This is a genomic window from Nakamurella alba (assembly GCF_009707545.1).
Classification (GTDB): Bacteria; Actinomycetota; Actinomycetes; order Mycobacteriales; family Nakamurellaceae; genus Nakamurella; species Nakamurella alba.
This window is the reverse complement of sequence record NZ_WLYK01000009.1, coordinates 219,758-238,943: the sequence shown is the minus strand read 5'-3', so window position 1 is coordinate 238,943 and position 19,186 is coordinate 219,758. Positions and strand designations below refer to the sequence as shown.

General features: G+C 72.8%; 19 protein-coding genes. 12 read left to right on the top strand and 7 right to left on the bottom strand.

Going from position 1 to position 19,186, the window contains the following annotated elements; genetic code table 11:
• The first annotated feature begins 148 nt into the window (after nt 1-148).
• Genes GIS00_RS21215 through cydC form a run of 4 tightly spaced genes read left to right on the top strand, consistent with a single transcriptional unit; the run spans nt 149 to nt 6,060 of the window.
• Nucleotides 149-1,645 (top strand): cytochrome ubiquinol oxidase subunit I, encoded by a 1,497-nt coding sequence (locus tag GIS00_RS21215; protein WP_154770437.1) that lies wholly within the window; start codon nt 149-151, stop codon nt 1,643-1,645.
• 16 nt (nt 1,646-1,661) lie between these two features.
• Nucleotides 1,662-2,699 carry a cytochrome d ubiquinol oxidase subunit II gene (gene cydB, locus GIS00_RS21210; RefSeq protein WP_154770436.1) on the top strand — a complete coding sequence of 346 codons (1,038 nt, stop codon included), beginning with the start codon at nt 1,662-1,664 and terminating at the stop codon, nt 2,697-2,699.
• A complete protein-coding gene (gene cydD / locus GIS00_RS21205) occupies nt 2,699-4,396 on the top strand; it encodes a thiol reductant ABC exporter subunit CydD (RefSeq protein ID WP_154770435.1) in 1,698 nt (565 codons plus the stop codon). The genes cydB and cydD overlap by 1 nt, the downstream gene beginning before the upstream one ends.
• Nucleotides 4,393-6,060, top strand: a complete 1,668-nt coding sequence (cydC, locus tag GIS00_RS21200) for a thiol reductant ABC exporter subunit CydC (RefSeq protein ID WP_154770434.1) — start codon at nt 4,393-4,395, stop codon at nt 6,058-6,060. Before cydD ends, cydC begins: the two co-directional genes overlap by 4 nt.
• 74 nt (nt 6,061-6,134) lie before the next feature.
• Here the strand turns inward: cydC and GIS00_RS21195 are convergent, their stop codons facing one another.
• A complete protein-coding gene (locus GIS00_RS21195) occupies nt 6,135-6,377 on the bottom strand; it encodes a LuxR C-terminal-related transcriptional regulator (protein WP_154770433.1) in 243 nt (80 codons plus the stop codon).
• 75 nt (nt 6,378-6,452) lie between these two features.
• Between GIS00_RS21195 and GIS00_RS21190 the strand changes: the two genes are divergently transcribed.
• Nucleotides 6,453-6,800 carry a BlaI/MecI/CopY family transcriptional regulator gene (locus GIS00_RS21190; protein ID WP_322098249.1) on the top strand — a complete coding sequence of 116 codons (348 nt, stop codon included), beginning with the start codon at nt 6,453-6,455 and terminating at the stop codon, nt 6,798-6,800.
• A gap of 12 nt (nt 6,801-6,812) precedes the next feature.
• The gene (locus tag GIS00_RS29130; RefSeq protein WP_154770432.1) at nt 6,813-7,784 is read left to right on the top strand and encodes a M56 family metallopeptidase; all 972 of its coding nucleotides are present in this window, start codon (nt 6,813-6,815) and stop codon (nt 7,782-7,784) included.
• Nucleotides 7,785-7,797: 13 nt separating this feature from the next.
• On the opposite strand, the gene GIS00_RS21180 is transcribed toward GIS00_RS29130, so the two are convergent.
• Entirely contained in the window at nt 7,798-9,018 is a 1,221-nt protein-coding gene (locus GIS00_RS21180; protein WP_154770431.1) for a TerD family protein, read from the bottom strand.
• A gap of 141 nt (nt 9,019-9,159) precedes the next feature.
• Here GIS00_RS21180 and GIS00_RS29125 point away from each other — a divergent pair, with 141 nt between their 5' ends.
• Nucleotides 9,160-11,205: a S9 family peptidase gene (locus GIS00_RS29125; protein ID WP_154770602.1), complete on the top strand. Its 2,046-nt coding sequence runs from the start codon at nt 9,160-9,162 to the stop codon at nt 11,203-11,205.
• 15 nt (nt 11,206-11,220) lie between these two features.
• Here the strand turns inward: GIS00_RS29125 and GIS00_RS21170 are convergent, their stop codons facing one another.
• Both GIS00_RS21170 and GIS00_RS21165 read right to left on the bottom strand, forming a co-directional pair.
• Nucleotides 11,221-12,384 (bottom strand): EAL domain-containing protein, encoded by a 1,164-nt coding sequence (locus tag GIS00_RS21170; protein WP_154770430.1) that lies wholly within the window; start codon nt 12,382-12,384, stop codon nt 11,221-11,223.
• Nucleotide 12,385: 1 nt separating this feature from the next.
• Nucleotides 12,386-12,565: a DUF1059 domain-containing protein gene (locus tag GIS00_RS21165; RefSeq protein ID WP_154770429.1), complete on the bottom strand. Its 180-nt coding sequence runs from the start codon at nt 12,563-12,565 to the stop codon at nt 12,386-12,388.
• A 437-nt stretch (nt 12,566-13,002) separates the two neighbouring features.
• Between GIS00_RS21165 and GIS00_RS21160 the strand changes: the two genes are divergently transcribed.
• Entirely contained in the window at nt 13,003-13,269 is a 267-nt protein-coding gene (locus GIS00_RS21160; protein ID WP_154770428.1) for a hypothetical protein, read from the top strand.
• Between the two features lie 69 nt (nt 13,270-13,338).
• On the opposite strand, the gene GIS00_RS21155 is transcribed toward GIS00_RS21160, so the two are convergent.
• From GIS00_RS21155 to GIS00_RS29120, 3 genes are all read right to left on the bottom strand, one after another.
• Nucleotides 13,339-14,721: an RNA polymerase sigma factor gene (locus GIS00_RS21155; protein WP_322098247.1), complete on the bottom strand. Its 1,383-nt coding sequence runs from the start codon at nt 14,719-14,721 to the stop codon at nt 13,339-13,341.
• A 214-nt stretch (nt 14,722-14,935) separates the two neighbouring features.
• Complete coding sequence (gene ppgK / locus GIS00_RS21150) at nt 14,936-15,700, bottom strand: polyphosphate--glucose phosphotransferase (protein WP_407666902.1); 765 nt, start codon at nt 15,698-15,700, stop codon at nt 14,936-14,938.
• 113 nt (nt 15,701-15,813) lie between these two features.
• Nucleotides 15,814-16,794, bottom strand: a complete 981-nt coding sequence (locus GIS00_RS29120; RefSeq protein ID WP_154770426.1) for a LytR C-terminal domain-containing protein — start codon at nt 16,792-16,794, stop codon at nt 15,814-15,816.
• 451 nt (nt 16,795-17,245) lie between these two features.
• Between GIS00_RS29120 and GIS00_RS21140 the strand changes: the two genes are divergently transcribed.
• From GIS00_RS21140 to GIS00_RS21125, 4 genes are all read left to right on the top strand, one after another.
• Nucleotides 17,246-17,545, top strand: a complete 300-nt coding sequence (locus GIS00_RS21140; RefSeq protein ID WP_154770425.1) for a DUF4193 domain-containing protein — start codon at nt 17,246-17,248, stop codon at nt 17,543-17,545.
• 35 nt (nt 17,546-17,580) lie between these two features.
• On the top strand, nt 17,581-17,991 hold the full coding sequence (locus GIS00_RS21135; protein WP_154770424.1) for a pyrophosphohydrolase domain-containing protein: 411 nt from the start codon (nt 17,581-17,583) through the stop codon (nt 17,989-17,991).
• A 126-nt stretch (nt 17,992-18,117) separates the two neighbouring features.
• Nucleotides 18,118-18,486, top strand: a complete 369-nt coding sequence (locus GIS00_RS21130) for an OB-fold nucleic acid binding domain-containing protein (RefSeq protein ID WP_154770423.1) — start codon at nt 18,118-18,120, stop codon at nt 18,484-18,486.
• Nucleotides 18,483-19,166, top strand: coding sequence for a DUF3159 domain-containing protein (locus GIS00_RS21125; RefSeq protein ID WP_322098245.1), 684 nt, complete (start codon nt 18,483-18,485; stop codon nt 19,164-19,166). Before GIS00_RS21130 ends, GIS00_RS21125 begins: the two co-directional genes overlap by 4 nt.
• Nucleotides 19,167-19,186 lie beyond the last annotated feature (20 nt).

The window sequence follows — 19,186 nt, the reverse complement described above, 5'->3', positions numbered from 1 at the left end:
ATCACAAGTTCTTGTGCGGCCGTTCACGTGCCCGTCGTCACGTGTCCGGCCGGGACCTTGTGCCCTTCTGCGGACCTTGCCGCCGGGCCGACGATCGGTACGTCGGCCGGCGAGTCACGCCGGCCAGCGGTGCGAAGGCGGATGCGAGATGGAAGCGCTGGACCTGGCCCGGTGGCAGTTCGGGATCACCACCGTCTACCACTTCCTGTTCGTCCCGATGACGATCGGGATGGCGCTGTTCATCGCGATCCTGGAGACGGCCTGGGTACGGACCCGGTCGACCGTGTACCTGCGGGCGGCGAAGTTCTGGGGCAAGCTCTTCCTGATCAACTTCGCCATCGGCGTGGTGACCGGGATCGTCCAGGAGTTCCAGTTCGGGATGAACTGGTCGGACTACTCCCGGTTCGTCGGTGACGTCTTCGGGGCGCCACTGGCGATGGAGGCGCTGCTGGCCTTCTTCATCGAATCCACGTTCCTCGGTCTGTGGATCTTCGGCTGGGACAAGCTGTCCCCGCGGCTGCACGTGGCCTGCATGTGGCTGGTCTCCGTCGGCACCGCCGCCTCGGCCTACTTCATCCTGGCCGCCAACACCTTCATGCAGCACCCGGTCGGTTACGAGCTCGATCCGGAGACCGGCCGGGCCCGGCTCACCGACATCTGGGCGGTGCTGTTCCAGCCGCTGCAGCTGCGCACCTTCGCGCACGTGATCGTCGGCTGCGTGGTCACCGGCGCGGTGCTGCTGGTCGGCTTCTCCGCCTACCACCTGGCCCGCGGCCGGGAGGCCGGGGTGTTCCGGCCCTCGCTGCGGCTGGGTCTGATCGGCCTGCTGATCGGCTCCATCGGCATGGTGGTCTCCGGCGACCTGCTCGCCAAGACGATGACCGAGGTGCAGCCGATGAAGATGGCGGCCGCCGAAGCGCAGTACAACACCTCCGCCCCGGCGTCCTTCTCGCTGATCACCATCGGCACCCTCGACGGCCGGCACGAGGTGTGGTCGATCCGGGTGCCCGGCGTGCTGTCCTTCATGGCCACCGGCAGCTTCGACGGCGAGGTCGAGGGCATCAACGACGTGCAGGCCGAGTACGAGGCGCTCTACGGCGCCGGGGACTACCGCCCGGTGGTCTGGGTGACGTACTGGACCTTCCGGCTGATGATGGGCGCCGGGTTCCTGCTGCTCGCGGTGTCGGTGGTCGGGCTCTGGCTGACCCGCAAGGGCAGACTGCCGCGGCAGCGCTGGGTCTGGCGGCTGGCCATGCTCGCCGTCGCCGGGCCGTTCGTCGCCAACTCCGCCGGCTGGATCTTCACCGAGATGGGCCGCCAGCCCTGGACGGTGGTCGGCCTCTTCAAGACCGAGGACTCGGTGTCGCCGTCGGTGTCCGCGGGGGAGGTGCTCACCTCGCTGATCGTCTTCACCCTGCTCTACGGACTGCTCGCGGTCGTCGAGATCCGGTTGCTGCTCAAGTACGCCAAGGCCGGTCCGCCGACCGAGGAGGAGGCGCTGGCCTCGGTGCAGCGCCGGCCGCTGCGGGACCGCTGGAACGACACCGACAACGGTGACGACGGCTCCGACCCTGATGACCGCGACACCACACCGGACCGCGCCGACGACGACGAGGACGAGCGCCCGCTGGCGTTCGCCTACTAGGAGGTCCTGAGATCCCATGTGGCTCAACGAGTTGTGGTTCGTGGTCATCGCCGTGCTGTGGATCGGGTTCTTCGTGCTGGAGGGCTTCGACTTCGGCGTCGGCGCGCTGCTGCCGGTGGTCGGCCGGGACGAGCGCGGCCGCCGGGTGCTGATCAACACCATCGGTCCGGTCTGGGACGGCAACGAGGTGTGGCTGCTCACCGCGGCCGGCGCCACCTTCGCGGCCTTCCCCGATTGGTACGCGACGATGTTCTCCGGCTTCTACCTGCCGATGCTCCTGCTGCTGGTCTGCCTGATCGTGCGCGGCGTCGCCTTCGAGTACCGCGGCAAGGGCAGCACCGACACCTGGCGCGCCCGCTGGGATGTCGCGATCACCGGCACCTCCTGGCTGCTGGCGGCGCTGTTCGGCGTGGTGTTCGGCAATCTGGTGGCCGGTGTGCCGATCGACGCCTCCGGTGAGTACGTCGGCGGCCTCGGTGACCTGCTCCAGCCGTTCGCGCTGCTGACCGGGCTGTGCACGCTGCTGCTGTTCCTCACCCACGGCGCGGTCTTCCTGGCGCTCAAGTCCGCCGGCGAGGTCCGGGACCGGGCCCGCCGGGCCGTGCAGCAACTCGCGCCGGCGGCCCTGGTCGTCGTGCTGCTGACGGTGACATGGCAGCAGTTCCAACGCACCTCGGTGCTCGCCCTGGTCCTCGGCGTGGTCGCGGTGCTCGGCCTGGTGGCGGCCGGGCTCGCGACCCGCCGCAGCCGGGACGGCTGGGCGTTCGTCAGCACGGCGGTGTCGGTCCTGGGTCTGGTGTCCGGCTGGTTCGCCGCGCTGCACCCGGCCGTGATGCCCTCCTCCCTGGACCCGGCGTTCTCGCTCACGCTGACCACCGCGGCGTCCGGGCCGTACACGCTGGAGGTGATGAGCTGGGTGTCGTTGTTCCTGGTCCCGTTCGTCGTGGGGTACCAGGCCTGGAGCTACTGGGTGTTCCGCAAGCGCATCTCGGTGAAGATGATCCCGGCGCACACCCCGCCCGCGGTGCCGGCCGGTCCACCGGGATCCCGCTGATGGCCGGACCTCTCGACCCGCGGCTGGTCCGCCGGGCGGCCGGCATGCGCCGGCTGCTGGTGCTGGCCGTGGTGCTCGGCGTCGCGACCGCGGCGGCGGTGGTGGTGCAGGCGGTGCTGCTGGCCCGGATCCTTGCCGCCGTGGTGGTGTCCGGCGCGGTGCTCGCCGATGTGACCGCCTCCGTCGTCGTCCTCGGGCTGGTCATCGTGCTGCGCGCGGGGCTGGCCTGGGCCGAGGAGGAGCTGGCCCGGCGCAGCGCGCTGGCGGTGACCACGTCGCTGCGCGGGGAGGTGCTGGTGCACGCCGGCCGGCTCGGCCCGCGCTGGCGCTCCGGCCGGCACGGCGGGTCGCTGGCCACCCTGGTCACCACCGGGATCGATGCCCTGCACGACTACTTCGCGCGGTACGTGCCGCAGCTGGTGCTCGCCGCGATGGTGCCGGTCGGCACCGTCGTGGTGCTGTTCGTCGCCGACCCGATCAGCGGTCTGATCGCGGCGCTGACCGTCCCGCTGGTGCCGGTGTTCATGGCGATGGTCGGCTGGTACACCGACCGCGCGACCCGGCGGAAGTGGCGCACGCTCGCCCGCCTCGGCGGCCACTTCACCGACGTGCTGGCCGGGCTGCCGACGCTGAAGGTGTTCGGCCGGGCCCGGGCCCAGGCGGACGCCGTGCGGGCGGTGACCGAACGACACCGCCGCTCCACCATGGGCACGCTGCGGATCGCCTTCCTGTCGTCCCTGGTGCTGGAGTTGCTGTCCACCCTGTCGGTGGCGCTGATCGCAGTGACGGTCGGCCTGCGGATGGTCTCCGGGGGCATCGACCTGGCCACCGGACTGGTGGTGCTGATCCTGGCGCCGGAGGTCTACCTGCCGCTGCGCCGGCTCGGCACCCAGTTCCACGCCGCGGCCGACGGCGCCGCCGCGGTCGGCGAGGTGCTCGCGGTGCTGGACACGCCGGTCCCGCGGACCGGTACCAGGACCGACATCGGCGAGGGTGCACCGGGTTTCCGGTTGCGTGGTGTGACCGTCGGTACCGGGCGTGGCCGGGTCGGCCCGTGGGACCTGGACCTGCCGGCCGGTCGGCTCACCGTGGTCACCGGCGACAGCGGGGTCGGCAAGACGACGCTGCTGCAGGTGCTCTCCGGGGTGCTGCCCGCCGACGGCGGCACGGTGCTGGTCACCGGCGGGCGGGCCGACGTCCCGGTCGCCGACCTGGCGCCGGAGCTGCGGCGCACCCGGTTCTCCTTCTGCGGGCAGCGTCCTGTGCTGTCCGCCGGCAGCATCAGTGACAACCTCGGTGGGGTCGGCATTCCCGTGTCCGAGGTGCGGCGGGCACTGGTCGCGGTCCGGGCCACGGGGTTCGTCGACGACCTGCCCGACGGTGTGGACACCGTGCTCGGAGACGGTGGCGCCGGGCTGAGTCAGGGCCAGCGGCAACGACTCTGCCTCGCCCGGACGCTGCTGCACGCGCCGGCCGGCGGCGTGGTGCTGCTCGACGAGCCCACCGCGGCGCTGGACCCGGGCACCGAGGACGCCGTGCTGGACGGTCTTCTCGACGCGCTGGCGAGCCGCACCGTGGTGCTGGTCAGCCACCGGTCCGCCCCGGTCCGCCGGGCCGACCACCTGGTGCACCTGACCGCGCCGGACCCCGGCGGTCCCACCGCTCGCCGCGAGGCCCTGGCGGTGACCCCGTGGTGACCGGTCGGCCGCTGCTGCAGGGCCATCGGGCCCGCTGGGTGCTCGCGGTCGTCCTCGGCGCGCTCGCCTCCGCCTGCGCGGTCGCGCTGATGGCGGTGTCCGCCTGGCTGATCTCCCGGGCCGCCCAGCACCCGCCGGTGCTGTACCTGATGGTGGCGGTGGTCGGGGTGCGGGCGTTCGGCATCGGCCGTGGCGTCCTGCGGTACCTGGAGCGACTGGTGTCCCACGACGTCGCCTTCCGGCTGCTCGCCCGGCTCCGGCAGCGGCTGGTGGCCGGGCTCGCCGACCTGGCGCCGACCGGTCTGCCGCTGTGGCGGCGCGGAGACCTGTTGTCCCGCCTGGTGTCCGACGTGGACGACATCGGGGACCGGTTCCTGCGGGTCTGGCTGCCGGTGGCCGGTGCGGCGGTGGTCGGGGCGGCGGCGGTGCTGTTGCTCGGCAGCCTGCTGCCGACCGCCGGGATCGGCCTGGCGGTGGCCCTGCTGGTGGCGGCGGTGCTGGTGCCGCTGCTCGACGACCGGCGCACCGCCCGGGCCGAGCGGGCCGTCGTCCGGGCCCGGTCGCAGCGGGCCGAGCGGGTCGGACTGCTGCTCGAGGAGACGACCGACCTGGTGCTGCGTGGTGAGTACGACGACCGGATCGCCGATCTCGACCGGATCGAGCGCGACGCCGTTGGTGCGCAACGGGCCTCGGCACGGTCGGCGGGCCTGTCCGCCGGGATCGCCGTGCTGGCGATGGGCGGCGCGGTGCTCGTGTCCGTGATCGCCGGCACCGCCGCGGTGACCACGGGCGACCTGGCCCCCGTCCTGCTCGCCGTGCTGGTGCTGACCCCGCTCGCCCTGGTCGAGACCGTGCAGGCGGTGGGGACCGCGGCCGCCGCGGCCCGGCGCACCGCGGCCGCCGGTGATCGGGTGCGGGAGGTGCTGGAGGCCGGTGAGGCGGCCGCCGCGGAGTTGCCCACCGGGGACCTGCCGGAGAGCCGGCCGGACGGTCCGGTGATCGAGCTGGCCGGGGTGGCGGCCCGCTGGCCCGGCGCGGACCGGGACGCGGTCTCCGGCATCGATCTCGTGCTGCGGCCGGGGGAGCGGGTGTTGGTCACCGGGGAGTCCGGGTCCGGCAAGTCCACGCTGATCGCCGTGCTGCTCGGCTTCCTGCAGATCACCGCCGGCCGGATGACCGTCGACGGCCACGATGCCGCGGACATCGACCCGGAGCAGTGGCGGACCCTCTTCGGCTGGTGCGAGCAACAGGCCCACCTGTTCGACACCTCGGTGCTGGAGAACGTCCGGCTCGCCCGTCCCACCGCGGGCGACGACGAGGTCCGGCGTGCGCTGGACGGCGCCGGACTGGCCGGGTGGATCGACGGCCTGCCGGCCGGTGCGGCGACAATGGTCGGTGAGCACGGGGCCGCGGTGAGCGGCGGTGAGCGGCAACGGTTGTCGGTCGCCCGCGCGCTGCTGGCGGACCGGCCGCTCCTGCTGGCCGACGAGCCGACCGCGCACCTGGACCGGGCCACCGCGGATGCGGTCACCGGCGTGCTCCTGGACGGCGGTCCGCGGCGCGCGGTGCTGCTGGTCTCGCACCGGCCGGAGGACGGGGAACTCGTCGACCGGGTGCTGCACCTGGACCACGGCCGCATGGTGCACCCGGTCCCCACGGGCTGACCCGGAGCGCCGGGCCCGGAACAGCAGCGGCCGCGCACCCGGAAGGTGCGCGGCCGCAAGGGATCGGACGGCGGTCAGCCCGCCAACGGCACCGGCCGGCCCTGGGTGACCCGGCGGACGGTCACCCACACCGCGGCCTGCGACCGCCGGTGCATGCCGAGCTTGGCCAACACCATGGTCATGGTGTTCTTCACGGTCTTCTCGGCGATGCCGAGACGTGCGCCGATCTCCCGGTTCGTCAGGCCGTCGCCGACGAGCTCGAGGATCTGGTCCTCCCGCGGGGTCAGGCCCGCGGGCACTGCGGTGGTGGTGGACATGTTCCGATCATATTCGACAACTTGTAGAAGTTCTACGTGAAGTAGAATGAGATCGAACAGTGGAGGTGAGCACGCGTGGTCGGCCGTGGAGAGCTGGAACGTGCTGTTGTGGACGTCCTGTGGGACACCGCCGGGCCGATGACCGCACGCGCGGTCACCGAGGCCCTGGTGGGCCGGGACCTCGCTGTCACAACGGTTCTCACCGTGTTGTCACGGTTGGAGAGCAAGGGAGTGGTGCGCCGCGCGCGGGACGGGCGGGCGCACACCTACGAGGCGGTGTCCGGCCGTGAGGAGCACACCGCCGATCTGATGCGGCAGGTGCTCGACACCGCCGGCGACCGGGACGACGCGCTCGCCCGGTTCGTCGGTTCCGTCACACCCGAGGACATCGAAGCGCTGCGCCGCGCACTGGGCGAGCGGTAGGCGCGTCGCGCCGTGGCCGCCCCCGTGCTGGCCCTGCTGCTCGCGGTCGCGTCGGTGATCCTGGCGGGCCCGGTCTCCTGGCTGCTCGCCCGGGCCCGGTGGACCAGGTCCGCACCCCGGGCCGCCCTGGTCCTGTTCCAGTCCGTCTGCCTGGCCGCCGGGCTCTCGCTGGTCGGCGCCGGCTTCGTGATCGCCGTGGAGCGGTTGGGCCACAACATCGTCACCGGGGTCTGGCAGTTCGGTCTCGACGCCCTCGACGGCCGCCCGCTGGCCGGGATGACGGGCCGCGGGATCATGGCCGGCACCCTGGCCACCGCGGTCGCGGTGGTCCTGTTCGGCACCCTGCTGCGCAGCCTGGTGCTGGCCCAGCGCCGGCGGCGGGCGCACCGGATGTTGCTGGACCTGCTGACGGGTGAGCAACCCGGCGCCGGGGAGGGGGGCACCGCCCGGGGCGGCGACGTGCTGGCCGGGGTCCGGATCCTGGACCACGCCGGGCCGGTCGCCTACACGCTGCCGGGCTGGCACTCGCGGGTGGTGCTCACCGCCGGCCTCGTCGACCTGCTGGACCCGGACGAGCTGGCCGCGGTCGTCGCCCACGAGCGCGCGCACGTGCGGTCCCGGCACGATCTGCTGGTGCTGCCGTTCCAGGCCTGGTCGACGGTGCTCGGCTGGCTGCCCGGCGTCCGGCAGGCGGCGGCGTCGGTGGCCGAGCTGACCGAGATGCTGGCCGACGACTGGGCCGTCCGGCAGACCTCCGCGCCGGCGCTCACCCGGGCGCTGGCCAAGGTGGCGCTGGCCGGGGTACCGCAGCAGGGGGCCGGCGGCGCGATCACCCCCGCCGTCGCCGGACGCGCGGTGGCCGGTCGGGTGGAGCGGCTCCGGCAGCCGGCCGGGACCCGCACCCCATCGGCCGCCCTGGTCTACCTGCTCGCCGCCCTGCTGCTCGCCGTACCCACGGTGGCGCTGGTCATCGGCTGGCGGTAGGCCCGACCGGACGTCACTTGAAGGCGTTGACCGGCCCGGCGTCCATCTGCACGGATAGGTCCGCCGCCAGCAGCGGACGGTGCTCGGAGCCCTGCGCCGAGTACAGCTCCAGGGCCTCGACCAGCACCCCGTCGGGGGAGTTGACGATGATCCCGGGCACGCAGGTGTAGACGTACGGATCCTTGTTCCCGTGGGCGGCGCTCACCTCGACCGTCGATCCGGCGCCGTTGTCGATGGACATCGAGACCCGGTACTCGAAGAACGACCCGGACCCGTTGGACTGCGCCGAGTACGCCACCGGCAGCACCGCGACCACCTCCGGGTGCAGCCGGATCTCGATGGTCTCCCGGGCCGGGGTGACCGGTTGCTCCGGCGGCGGCGGCTCGGCGGCCTTGCGGCCCCACTTCTTCTTCGCCGGCGTCGCGGCCGCACCGGGGGAGCGCCCGACGTCCCCGGTGTGCCGGACCGCGCCGTCGGCGGTGACCGTCGAGAACGGGAGACCGTCCGGCTCGCCGTCCTCGGTCATCGTGCCGAACTGCGACACGGTCTCGCAGTGCCCGTCCCGGTAGCGGACCAGCGCGTAGACGTCGTAGTCGGTGGCCGGTGGCCAGCTGATCGCCGCGGTGATCAGCGGCGACTTCGCGATCGACACCTTCCCGCCCTTCACCAGCGAGAACGCCCCCGCAACAGGACCGGCGGGCACCGGCACCGGCGCGGGGTCGGCGACCGGGCCGGCAGGGTCCTCGACACCCACGCCGTGGTGGCCGACCAGCGCCGCCAGGCCCTCGGTCCAGCCGGCCGAGACGTTGCGCAGCTTCCACCCGCCGCCGTGCCGGTAGAGCTCGACGAGCACCGCGGCCCGCTCGGAGGTGAGTCCCTCCGCGGTGGCCAGCAGTTCCCCGTCCGGTCCGTCGATGCGGGCGGCGAGACCCGGGACCGCGGCCAGGTCCGGGGCACCGGCATCGGCGGAGGCCACCGCGACCGCCAGCCGGCCCACGTCCGCAGGCACCGCCCCGAGCTGCACCGACACGGCGTCGCCGGCGGTCAGCCGCACCGCTCCCTCCGGCGAGGCGGGCTGGTTGAAGAACACGAGATCGTCGTCGCTGCGCACCTTCTCGGCCGCCCCCAGCTGCAGCACCAGCAGGTCGACCGAGCCCGGTGCGGCGCCGTCCACCCGGACGGTGTGGTCGCCGGCGGTGATCACGGTGGTGGCCCCTCGACCCAGTGCGCGCATCGGGCCAGTCTGCCCGAACGGCTGTGGACTCCCGCCCGGGAACAACACCCGCCCGTCGGGCGTCCGTGGTAAACCGTGCGGGTGACCGAGCACCCCGGGACCCCGTTCGCCGACCTCGCCGACTACGTCGCCCTGCCCCGGATGTCCGGGCTCACCCTCTCGCCGGACGGCAGCAGGCTGGTGGTGGCGGTGGCCACCCCGGACCTGAAGGGGACGCGGTACTCGTCCGCGCTGTGGGAGGTCGACCCGGCCGGGGCGGCGCCGGCCCACCGGCTCACCCGCGGCAGCACCGGGGAGACCGGGGCCGCCTTCACCGCCTCCGGCGACCTGCTGTTCACCGCGAAACGGGTCGATCCGGAGGACGAGAACGCCGACGGGGACGCCGTTCCGCTGTGGCTGCTGCCGGCCGCCGGTGGCGAGCCGCGGGCGATCGCCCGGCGGCGCGGCGGGTTCGGTGCGCTGCGGCCGGCCCGGTCCGCGGACACCCTGCTGGTCACCGCGTCGCTGCTGCCCGGTGCCGACCTGACCACCGACGACGACCTGCGCAAGGCCCGCAAGGACGCCGGGGTGTCGGCGATCCTGCACGACGGCTACCCGGTCCGGTACTGGGACCACGACCTCGGGCCCGACCAGCCGCACCTGCTGGTCACCGAGGTCCCGGCCGCCGGGGACGAGGTCGCGGGTCGCGCGACGGAGCGGCCGGAGTGGACCGACCTGACCCCGGCACCCGGCGCCGGCCTGCAGGAGACGGACGCCGATCTGGCCGCCGACGGCAGCTTCCTGGTCACCTCGCGGCAGGTGTACGGGGCGAAGGCCGAGCGCCGGGCGCAGCTGGTCCGCATCGAGGTCCCCGCCGGCACCGAGCAGGTGCTGGTCGACGATCCCGGGGCCGAGGCGTGGTCACCGCGCATCTCGCCGGACGGCACTCGCGTGGTGTACGTCCGGGAGACGCTGACCACGCCGCGCGAGGCGCCGGTGCTGGAGCTGCGGGTGGTCGATGCGACCGGCGGCGAGCCGGTGCTGCTCGGGGGCGACTGGGACCGCTGGCCGTCCGAGGCCGCCTGGCTGCCCGACTCCTCCGGCCTGCTGGTGGTGGCCGACGACGACGGGCGGGCCCCGGTGTTCCGGATGCCGCTGGACGGCGCGGCGCCGGAGCGGCTCACCGACCCGGCGGAGGACGCTGCCTTCTCCGAACTGCGGCCGGCGCCGGACGGTGACGTGCTGTACGCGATGCGGGCGAGCTACGCCGCCCCGGCCCACCCGGTGCGGATCCCGCTGACCGGCAGCGACGCCGGCCGGGTGCAGGAACTGCCGGCCCCGGCCCCGCGGCCGGAGCTGCCCGGCCGGCTCGAGGACATCCGGGCCACCGCGTCCGACGGAACTCCGGTGCGCGGCTGGCTGGCGCTGCCGCACGACGCCGGGCCGGGATCACCGGTGCCGCTGCTGCTGTGGATCCACGGCGGTCCGCTGGGCTCCTGGAACGCCTGGTCCTGGCGCTGGAACCCGTGGCTGATGGTCGCCCAGGGGTACGCGGTGCTGCTGCCGGACCCGGCGCTGTCCACCGGATACGGGCAGGCCTTCGTGCAGCGCGGGTGGGGCGCCTGGGGTGCCGCGCCGTACACCGACCTGCTGGCGATCACCGACGCTGTGGAGGCCCGCGAGGACATCGACGAGACCCGGACGGCGGCGATGGGCGGGTCCTTCGGCGGGTACATGGCGAACTGGGTGGCCGGACACACGGACCGGTTCGACGCGATCGTCACCCACGCCAGCCTGTGGGCGCTGGACGACTTCGGCACCACCACCGACGTGGCCGGGTACTGGGTCCGTGAGATGAGCCCGGAGATGGCCACGGCGAACTCACCGCACCTGTCGGTGTCGGAGATCCGCACGCCGATGCTGGTGGTGCACGGCGACAAGGACTACCGGGTGCCGATCGGGCAGGGGCTGCGCCTCTGGTACGAGCTGCTGTCCCGGTCGGGGTTGCCGGCGGGGGAGGACGGGCGCAGCCCGCACCGGTTCCTGTACTTCCCGTCGGAGAACCACTGGGTGCTCACCCCGCAGCACGCCACCCTCTGGTACCGGGTCGTGCTCGACTTCCTGGCCGAGCACGTGCTGGGTGCGGATGCCGCGCCGCTGCCCGCGTTGCTCGGCGGCCCGTCGTCCGCCGGGGATGTCGGGGAGTAGGGACCTCCGCCGGCATCAGACGGCGAAAGGTGTTTCCTCCGAACGGTTCTCGATGCGGGCCGCGGGCTCCTCGATCGGGGTGCCCGCAAGGGCGAGGGCATGCACCAGGCGTTCCATGTGCACGACGCCGAGGTACCGTCCGGACTCGTCGGTGCAGGGCGCCGGCTGGAAGCGCTGCGAACGGTCGCGGCCCAGCATGCGTAGCGCGGCCGTCGCGATCGGCGTGTCGACGCCCATCCGCATCGCCGGGCTGACCATGCCGACCACGGCGGTGTCCGGCGTGAGCATGCCGGCCGGGCGGTGCATGTCGTCCAGCAGCACGACCACCTCCACCCCGTGCCGGTCGAACTCGGCCCGCGCCGCGGCGACGGAGTAGACCGCGGGCGCGTGCTGGAGCAGCGGGCCGATTGTGGGGCCGTGGTCGCGCCGTCCCCGGGAGACCAACTGCCCGACGGCCGAGGGCTCCAGGTCCGCCCACGGACCGGCGGGCCGCGCGAGGTAGTACCCCTGGGCCAGCGGCACCCCGAGTTGGATCAGCGCATCCAGTTCGCCCGCGCGCTCGATGCCCTCGGCCAGCAGCCAGGCGTCCATCCGGCTGGCGAAGGTGCCGATCATCTCGACCAGTGCACGTTTGGTCTCGTCGAGGTCGAGGTCGGCGACCAGGCCGCGGTCCAGCTTGATGATCTCCGGCCGCAACATGACCAGGTGGTTCAGGCCGGCGTACCCGGCCCCGGCGTCGTCGATGGCGATCAGTGCGCCGCGCGCCCGCAGGCTCGCCAGTTCCGGTTCGAGCCTGGCGTAGGAATCGATCTGGGTCTGCTCGGTGAGCTCGACGACCACCCCTCGCAGGTCGCCCTGCTCGGCCCAGACCTCCTGGACCTCCGTCCGCGACAGCGCCGTCGGGGCCACGTTGAGCGAGAGGAAGCAGTTCCCCGGCAGGTCGCGCCGCCCGGCGAGCGCGGACCGCAGCGTCGCGGCCTCCAGCTCCGCCTCACGGCCGAGCCTGCGCGCCGCCGCGAACCACGCCGCCGGATCGGCCGGCGCCGCGTCGAAGCGGGTGAGCGACTCGTAGCCGGTCACCCGGCCGCGCGCCACATCCACGATCGGCTGGTACACCGAGCGCAGGCCGCGGCCGCGGCAGGCTTCGTCGAGCAGTGTCGACCAGTCCGGGGAGGACATGTCAGACGGCGACTGTCACGATCGCGGTGCGGACCGCGGCGACCAGGTGGTCGGGGATCTCGGTGAGGCCGTGGGCCGCACCGGCGTGCTGGGCGACCTGGCTGAGCACCTCGTCCTCGGACGAACAGACCCAGCGTGCCTCGCACCCGGGCACGACGTCCCCGCAGGCGAACGACTTCATGGTGGTTCCTCTCGCGCTCTGGTCGGTGTGCCGACCTCTGCTCACCCGGACGGGCGATGACGCACAGCGACGCGCTCGTCGCCGTAAGCCACGCCGAGCATACGGGTGGATCGAAACTACGTCCAGTAGTCTCCCAATTACTCTTGGCATGCTGTTGGAGCAATCGGGGGAGGCGGCCGGAGTCTGATCGGGCGATGACGATGCTTCTGCGTCACTCACTGATGCGCACAACCCGGTGATGCGCGATCGACCTTGAAACCTCAACCACCGCAACACTCTTCGCGAACAGGACAGACCGCCCACCGGGCCGGTTCGCGGACCGCACGCCCCGGCGCGGATTCGGGTGAGGCCGTTGCGCCCTCGCCGACACGCTGCGCGATCCTCGGCGGCCGGCGGCGCGGCACTCGACCCGGCGGTGGGATGGCAGCATCATCGGCATGGCGACGAGCGTGACCCACGAGGTATGGATCGAACTCTGCAGCGGCGGCCGGGCGTTCGTCGGGCAGGAGATCGCCACCCGGGCGGAGGCCAGTGCGATCGCCAACACCTGGATCCGGATCGCCCGCGACGAACCCGACGGCATGCACGAGACGATGACCGGGAGCGGCATCGTGGTGCGCGGCAGCGCGATCGTGGCGGTCCGGGTGCAGAAGGAGGTCCCACGCCGGCCGCTCGCCCCGCCCCGGGACGGCAGCTGGCTCTGAGGGCGCCCGCAGACGACTCCGGGCCCGCCCCGCACGTGGCGGAACGGGCCCGGTGGTCGGAACAGGGACCTACTCGAGGTAGTCGCGCAGCACCTGCGAACGCGACGGGTGGCGCAGCTTCGACATCGTCTTGGACTCGATCTGCCGGATCCGCTCGCGGGTGACCCCGTAGACCTGGCCGATCTCGTCCAGCGTGCGCGGCTGGCCGTCGGTCAGGCCGAAGCGCAGCCGGACCACGCCGGCCTCCCGCTCGGACAGCGTCTGCAGCACGGCCTGCAGCTGGTCCTGCAGCAGGGTGAAGGACACGGCGTCCACGGCCACCACGGCCTCGGAGTCCTCGATGAAGTCGCCGAGCTGCGAATCGCCCTCGTCGCCGATGGTCTGGTCCAGCGAGATGGGCTCCCGGGCGTACTGCTGGATCTCCAGCACCTTGTCCGGGGTGATGTCCATCTCCTTGGCCAGCTCCTCCGGCGTGGGCTCGCGGCCCAGGTCCTGGAGCAGCTCGCGCTGGATGCGGCCGAGCTTGTTGATGACCTCGACCATGTGCACCGGGATGCGGATGGTGCGGGCCTGGTCGGCCATGGCGCGGGTGATCGCCTGCCGGATCCACCACGTCGCGTAGGTGGAGAACTTGTAGCCCTTGGTGTAGTCGAACTTCTCGACGGCACGGATGAGGCCGAGGTTGCCCTCCTGGATCAGGTCCAGGAACGCCATGCCGCGGCCGGTGTAGCGCTTGGCCAGCGAGACGACGAGCCGGAGGTTGGCCTCCAGCAGGTGGTTCTTGGCGCGCTCGCCGTCCCGGCGGACCCAGTTGAGGTCGCGGCGCATCTGCGTCGGCAGCTTCTCGGCGGACTCGGAGATCTGCCGCAGCCGCTCGACCGAGTACAGCCCGGCCTCGATCCGCTTGGCGAGGTCGACCTCCTCCTCGGCGTTCAGCAGGGCGACCTTGCCGATCTGCTTCAGGTAGGCGCGGACCGAGTCCGCGGAGGCCGTGAGCTCGGCGTCCTTGCGGGCCTGCTTGAGGGCCTCGGACTCCTCCTCGTCGTCCCAGGAGAACTCCTCGGACTGGCCGTCCTTGCCGGTGCCCTTGGCGGCCGTGCCGCCCGCGGTGGTGGTGGCGGCCTTCGGGGACTCCTCGGTCTCGTCGCCGTCGTCGTCGTCCGTCTCGGCGGCGTCAGCGGCCGGGGACGTGTCGGCGGTGTCGGCGGCCTCGTCGGCCACCTCGACCTCCAGCGACTCGTCCGGTTCGCCCTCGAGGTCGCCGGGCTCGCCGGCCTCCAGGTCGGGCGACTCCCCGTCGACCGGGGTCAGGGCCTTCTTGGCCCGGGCACCCTTCGCGACCCGCTGGCCGGTGGCCGCGTCGGTGGGGGTGGAGTCGGGGGCGGCGGCGGTGACCGCGGCCCGGGTCCGACTGGTTGAAGCTGCTGCGCGTGCCAACAGATGCCCTTTCACGCCTGGCGTCGGAAGAGGTCCGCCCCCGCGGTGCTGCGGCGGCTGCGGGGCCTGGGGGCCCTGGTCATCGGGGGCGACCCGCTCGAGGACCGTTCCAGTGTAACGGCGGATCGGCCCGGACCACGACCGGACGAGGCTTTCCGGGCAGGCCGGAACACATTTCCGCCGCGCGATCGTGACCGGACGGGCGCACCGGGTGACGCCGGGAAGGACTTCAGGAGGCCGCTTCGTGCGCGGCCAGCGCGGAGCCGACGATGCCGGCGTTGTTGATCAGCTTGGCGACCACCAGCGGGGTGCGGGTCTTCAGGCCCGGCACCCACTTTTCCGGCTTCTTCGAGATCCCGCCGCCCAGGATGAACAGGTCCGGCCAGAGCAGGTTCTCCAGCGCGACCAGGTACTTCGACGCCCGCTTGGTCCAGTGCTCCCAGGTCAGCCCGTCCCGCTCGCGGGCCGAGGCCGCCGCCTTGGTCTCGGCGTCGTGCCCGTTGAGCTCGATGTGGCCGAGCTCGGCGTTGGGCACCAGCTTGCCGCCGGAGATCAGCGCGATCCCGATGCCGGTACCGAAGGTGACCATGATGACCAGGCCGTTCTGGCCGACGCCGGCGCCGTAGCGCACCTCGGCCAGACCGGCGGCATCGGCGTCGTTGAGCGCGGTGACCTGGCCGGGCACCTTGGCGGAGAGGGTGTCCACCAGGCTGGTACCGATCCACGACTTGTCGACGTTGGCGGCGGTGTGCACGACACCGTTCTGCACCACACCAGGGAAGTCCACGCCGATCGGGCCGGTCCACCCGAAGTGGTTCGCCACCTCCGCCGCGGTGTCGGTGACGGCGTCCGGGGTGGCCGGCTGCGGGGTGTCGATCCGGAAGCGCTCGCCGACCAGGTCACCGGTGGCCAGATCGACGATCCCGCCCTTGATCCCGGTGCCGCCGATGTCGATCCCGAATGCGGTCCCGGCGAGCTGACTGGTCACGGCGATCTCCCTCGACGATGTGCCCGCGCCGCGGCCGGGGGCCGGGTGCGCTGTGCGGCGATCGTAGCGAGGGGCTTCGCAGGGTGCCCGCGGCGGGCAGAACCGTCGGTGCAGAACCGTCAGCCGGTGCCCAGCACCGAGGTGTCGCTCAGCGCCGGCGGCTCGGTGCTCACAGAGCCCTCGGAGCCCTCAGCGCTCTCCTGACCCGACGAGCTCTCCGACCCCGATACGTCCGGGGTGGACGACACGGTGCTGCTCGTGCTGCTGGTGCCCGCCCGGGTCGGCGGCGCGGAGCAGTCGACCTCCGGCAGCGGCGGGATGGAGGCCAGCGGCCGCGCGGCGGCGGTCTGGCCCTCGATCACCGGCGGCGGGGCGGCGGCGTCGATCAGCGCCTGCAGCTGCGCCTTCATCTCGTCGGTGACCGGGGTGGAGACGTACCGGGCGCCGAGGGCCAGGTCGACGGAGGCGTCGAACCGGTCGTCCTGGACCAGCTGTGCGCACGGCGCCACGATCAGCACCGTGCGGGCCTGCGCCAGCCCGGCGGGGCCGAACCGGATCTCCGAACTGCAGACGAGATCGCCCGCGGGATAGAGCACGTCGTTGGCGCCGGCCTTGATCGAGCTGAACCCGGCGGCCTGCAGTTCGGTGGTCACGGTGCGGGCCAGGCCGCGGGTGGTGCTGGCGTTGAACACCTGGAGGGCGATCTGCTCGGGGTTGGCCGGCCGGGTGTCGCGCAGTGCGGACGCGGCCAGGAAGCTGCCGAGCGTCGTGGAGACCGACGCGGTGGTGGCGGTCCCGGACGCGCTGCCGGAGGCACTGCCGGAGCGGCTCGAGCCGGGGGCGGAGGTGCGTGGCGTGCTCGCCGCGGTGCCCGTCGACCGGCTGGAGGAGGCGGCCCGGCTGGAGGTCGCCGAGCGGGAGGTCTGACTGGTCGTGCTCGGTGCCGGCCCGGGCTGGTTGCAGCCGGTGGCGGCGGCGGGCCCGGGCTTGAGCACCTGGAACCAGATGAAGCCGGTACCGGCCAGCAGCACCACGACGACGGTGAGGATCGGCCAACGGCGTCGCCGGTGGTACCGCTCGGGGGCGGTGTCGGTGCTCACCGTGGGGAGTCCTCCTGGCTGTGGCGTGCGCTGGGATCACCCAGGGTAGAGGGAACGGTGGTCAGGTCGGTGTCAGGCACGGGGATGGCACAGGGATGGCACGGGAATGTGCCCGGCCCGGCCCGCGTTCACCCTGCCGCGTGTCGTCCGGGGACCCCCGGAGCGCGCCGGCCGCGCATCGGCTACCCTGCGGCGGCCGTACCGCACATCGGGTCCCGATCACCCATCGGGACCGGGGCCCGGACCGGCTTCACAGGTATCGCCGAGGGTATGACGCAACAGACATCGAAGCGCTCGGATCGGGCCGCGGATCCGGGCACAAAATCGCCCGCCCCGGCGTTGTTCCGGCGCCGCAGTCGCATCACCCGGCAGGTCCGGTAGCAGCCACGGGCGGGAACGACACGGCGACGGCAACGAAGACGCGGTTGGACACAGAGGAACAGGACGGGACATGGCGACCGATTACGACGCCCCACGACGCACGGAAAGCGACGAGACGGCCGAGGATTCACTCGAGGAACTGAAGGCACGACGGAACGAGGCGCAATCCTCCGTCGTGGATGTGGACGAGGGCGACACCGCCGAGTCCTTCGAACTGCCGGGCGCCGACCTGTCCGGCGAGGAACTGACCGTCAAGGTCATCCCGAAGCAGGCCGACGAGTTCACCTGCTCGGTGTGCTTCCTGGTGCAGCACCGCAGCCGGCTGGAGTCGCAGAGCGGTGACCGCCTGGTCTGCGTGGACTGTGCCTGATCAGCAGCGGCCTGATCAGAAGCGCGGCTGATCGCATGACGAGGACCGGAGGGCACGGTGCGGCCGCCCAGGTGGCCGAGTTCCACCGTGCCTTCGGTCTGCCGGTCCGCGACCTCCCGGTGACAGGGGTGTCGGACGAGGAACGGCGGCTCCGCCTCGCCCTGGTCGAGGAGGAGGTCGGCGAGCTGCGGGAGGCCGCGGAGGCCGGTGACCTCGTCGGGGTGGCGGACGCACTGGCCGACATCGTCTACGTCGTGTACGGCACCGCGCACACCTACGGGATCGACCTGGACGCGGTGATCGACGAGGTGCACGCCTCCAACATGACCAAGCTCGGCGCCGACGGCCGGCCGGTCCGGCGGGCCGACGGCAAGGTGCTCAAGGGCCCGGACTACCGGCCGCCGGACATCCCGGCGGTGCTCGCCAAGCAGTCGCGGCCGGTGTGATGTGACACGTCCGCCCGGACCCACGCGACCGAACCGTTCTCCGGAACGCCCGGACGTGATTACGCTGGATCCCGGCCCACGCCACGGCGGCGCGGGCGTCCCCGCCGGGCACGGAAGAAGACAGCCATGAGCACGTCCATCGGGCGCTGGTTCAAGAAGCTGGTCACGGACGACGAGACCGTCGACGCCGACCAGCTGTCCTCGGAGGTCGACGCCTCCGGGTGCCAGCACGCCGCCGGCTGCTGGCAGGGCCAGCAGGTCGCCGTACTCGGCCGGCTCCGCACCGTGGACCTCCGGCCCACCGACGCGCTGGCCACCCTGGTCGCCGAGCTCTACGACGGCACCGACGAGGTGCAGCTGATCTGGCTCGGGCGCCGGTCCATCCCGGGCGTCGAGACCGGCCGCACCGTGAAGGCGAAGGGCCGGCTGGCCCTGCGCGACGGCCACAAGGTCATCTACAACCCCGACTACGAACTGCTCCCGGCGCACGCGTGACGGTCCCGCCCCCCGAGCCGCAGGCCGGCGCCGAGCCCGACCGCCGGCCGACGCCCACCCCGCCTTCTCCAACACTGTGGGAGCAGATGGGCGGCCCGATGGGCATGGTCGACTCCGGCCTGCCGGTGGTCGTCTTCATCATCGTCAACGCCATCACCTCGCTCGGCTGGGCGATCGGCGCCGCGCTGGCCGCCGGTGTCGTCATCGCGATCCTCCGGCTGGTCCGGAAGAAGCCGGTCACCCAGGCGATCGGCGGTCTGGTGGCCGTCGGTGTCGCCGCTTTCATCGCGCACCGCACCGGTGACGCCAAGGGCTTCTTCCTGCTCGGCATCTGGTCGTACGTGGTCTACGGCGGCGTGCTGCTGCTGTCGGTGATCGTCCGCTGGCCGCTGGTCGGGGTGATCTGGGAATCGCTGAACGGCCGCGGCAAGGTCTGGCGCGAGGACAAGCGGCTGGTCCGGCTGTACGACTACGCCACCCTGGTCTGGACCGCCGTGTTCGCCCTGCGGTTCGTCGTGCAGCAGTGGCTCTACGCCGACGACCAGGTCGGCTGGCTGGCCGCGGCCCGGATCGCCATGGGCTACCCGCTGTTCCTGCTCGCCATCCTGGCCACCGTGCTCATCGTCGGCCGGGCCACCGGCATGAAGCTGCCCGGCTGGCTCTCCCGCAAGCAGGCCTGAGCCCTCCTGCGGTGCCCCGC

Coding starts and splice junctions, on each gene's coding strand:
- cydB (WP_154770436.1), top strand. CDS start 1,662: ATGTGGCTCAACGAGTTGTGGTTCGTGGTCATCGCCGTGCTGTGGATC.
- GIS00_RS21140 (WP_154770425.1), top strand. CDS start 17,246: ATGGCGACCGATTACGACGCCCCACGACGCACGGAAAGCGACGAGACG.
- GIS00_RS21165 (WP_154770429.1), bottom strand. CDS start 12,565: ATGAAGTCGTTCGCCTGCGGGGACGTCGTGCCCGGGTGCGAGGCACGC.
- GIS00_RS21170 (WP_154770430.1), bottom strand. CDS start 12,384: ATGTCCTCCCCGGACTGGTCGACACTGCTCGACGAAGCCTGCCGCGGC.
- GIS00_RS21135 (WP_154770424.1), top strand. CDS start 17,581: ATGACGAGGACCGGAGGGCACGGTGCGGCCGCCCAGGTGGCCGAGTTC.
- cydD (WP_154770435.1), top strand. CDS start 2,699: ATGGCCGGACCTCTCGACCCGCGGCTGGTCCGCCGGGCGGCCGGCATG.
- GIS00_RS29125 (WP_154770602.1), top strand. CDS start 9,160: ATGTCCGGGCTCACCCTCTCGCCGGACGGCAGCAGGCTGGTGGTGGCG.
- GIS00_RS21180 (WP_154770431.1), bottom strand. CDS start 9,018: ATGCGCGCACTGGGTCGAGGGGCCACCACCGTGATCACCGCCGGCGAC.
- GIS00_RS21215 (WP_154770437.1), top strand. CDS start 149: ATGGAAGCGCTGGACCTGGCCCGGTGGCAGTTCGGGATCACCACCGTC.
- GIS00_RS21130 (WP_154770423.1), top strand. CDS start 18,118: ATGAGCACGTCCATCGGGCGCTGGTTCAAGAAGCTGGTCACGGACGAC.
- GIS00_RS21160 (WP_154770428.1), top strand. CDS start 13,003: ATGGCGACGAGCGTGACCCACGAGGTATGGATCGAACTCTGCAGCGGC.
- GIS00_RS21195 (WP_154770433.1), bottom strand. CDS start 6,377: ATGTCCACCACCACCGCAGTGCCCGCGGGCCTGACCCCGCGGGAGGAC.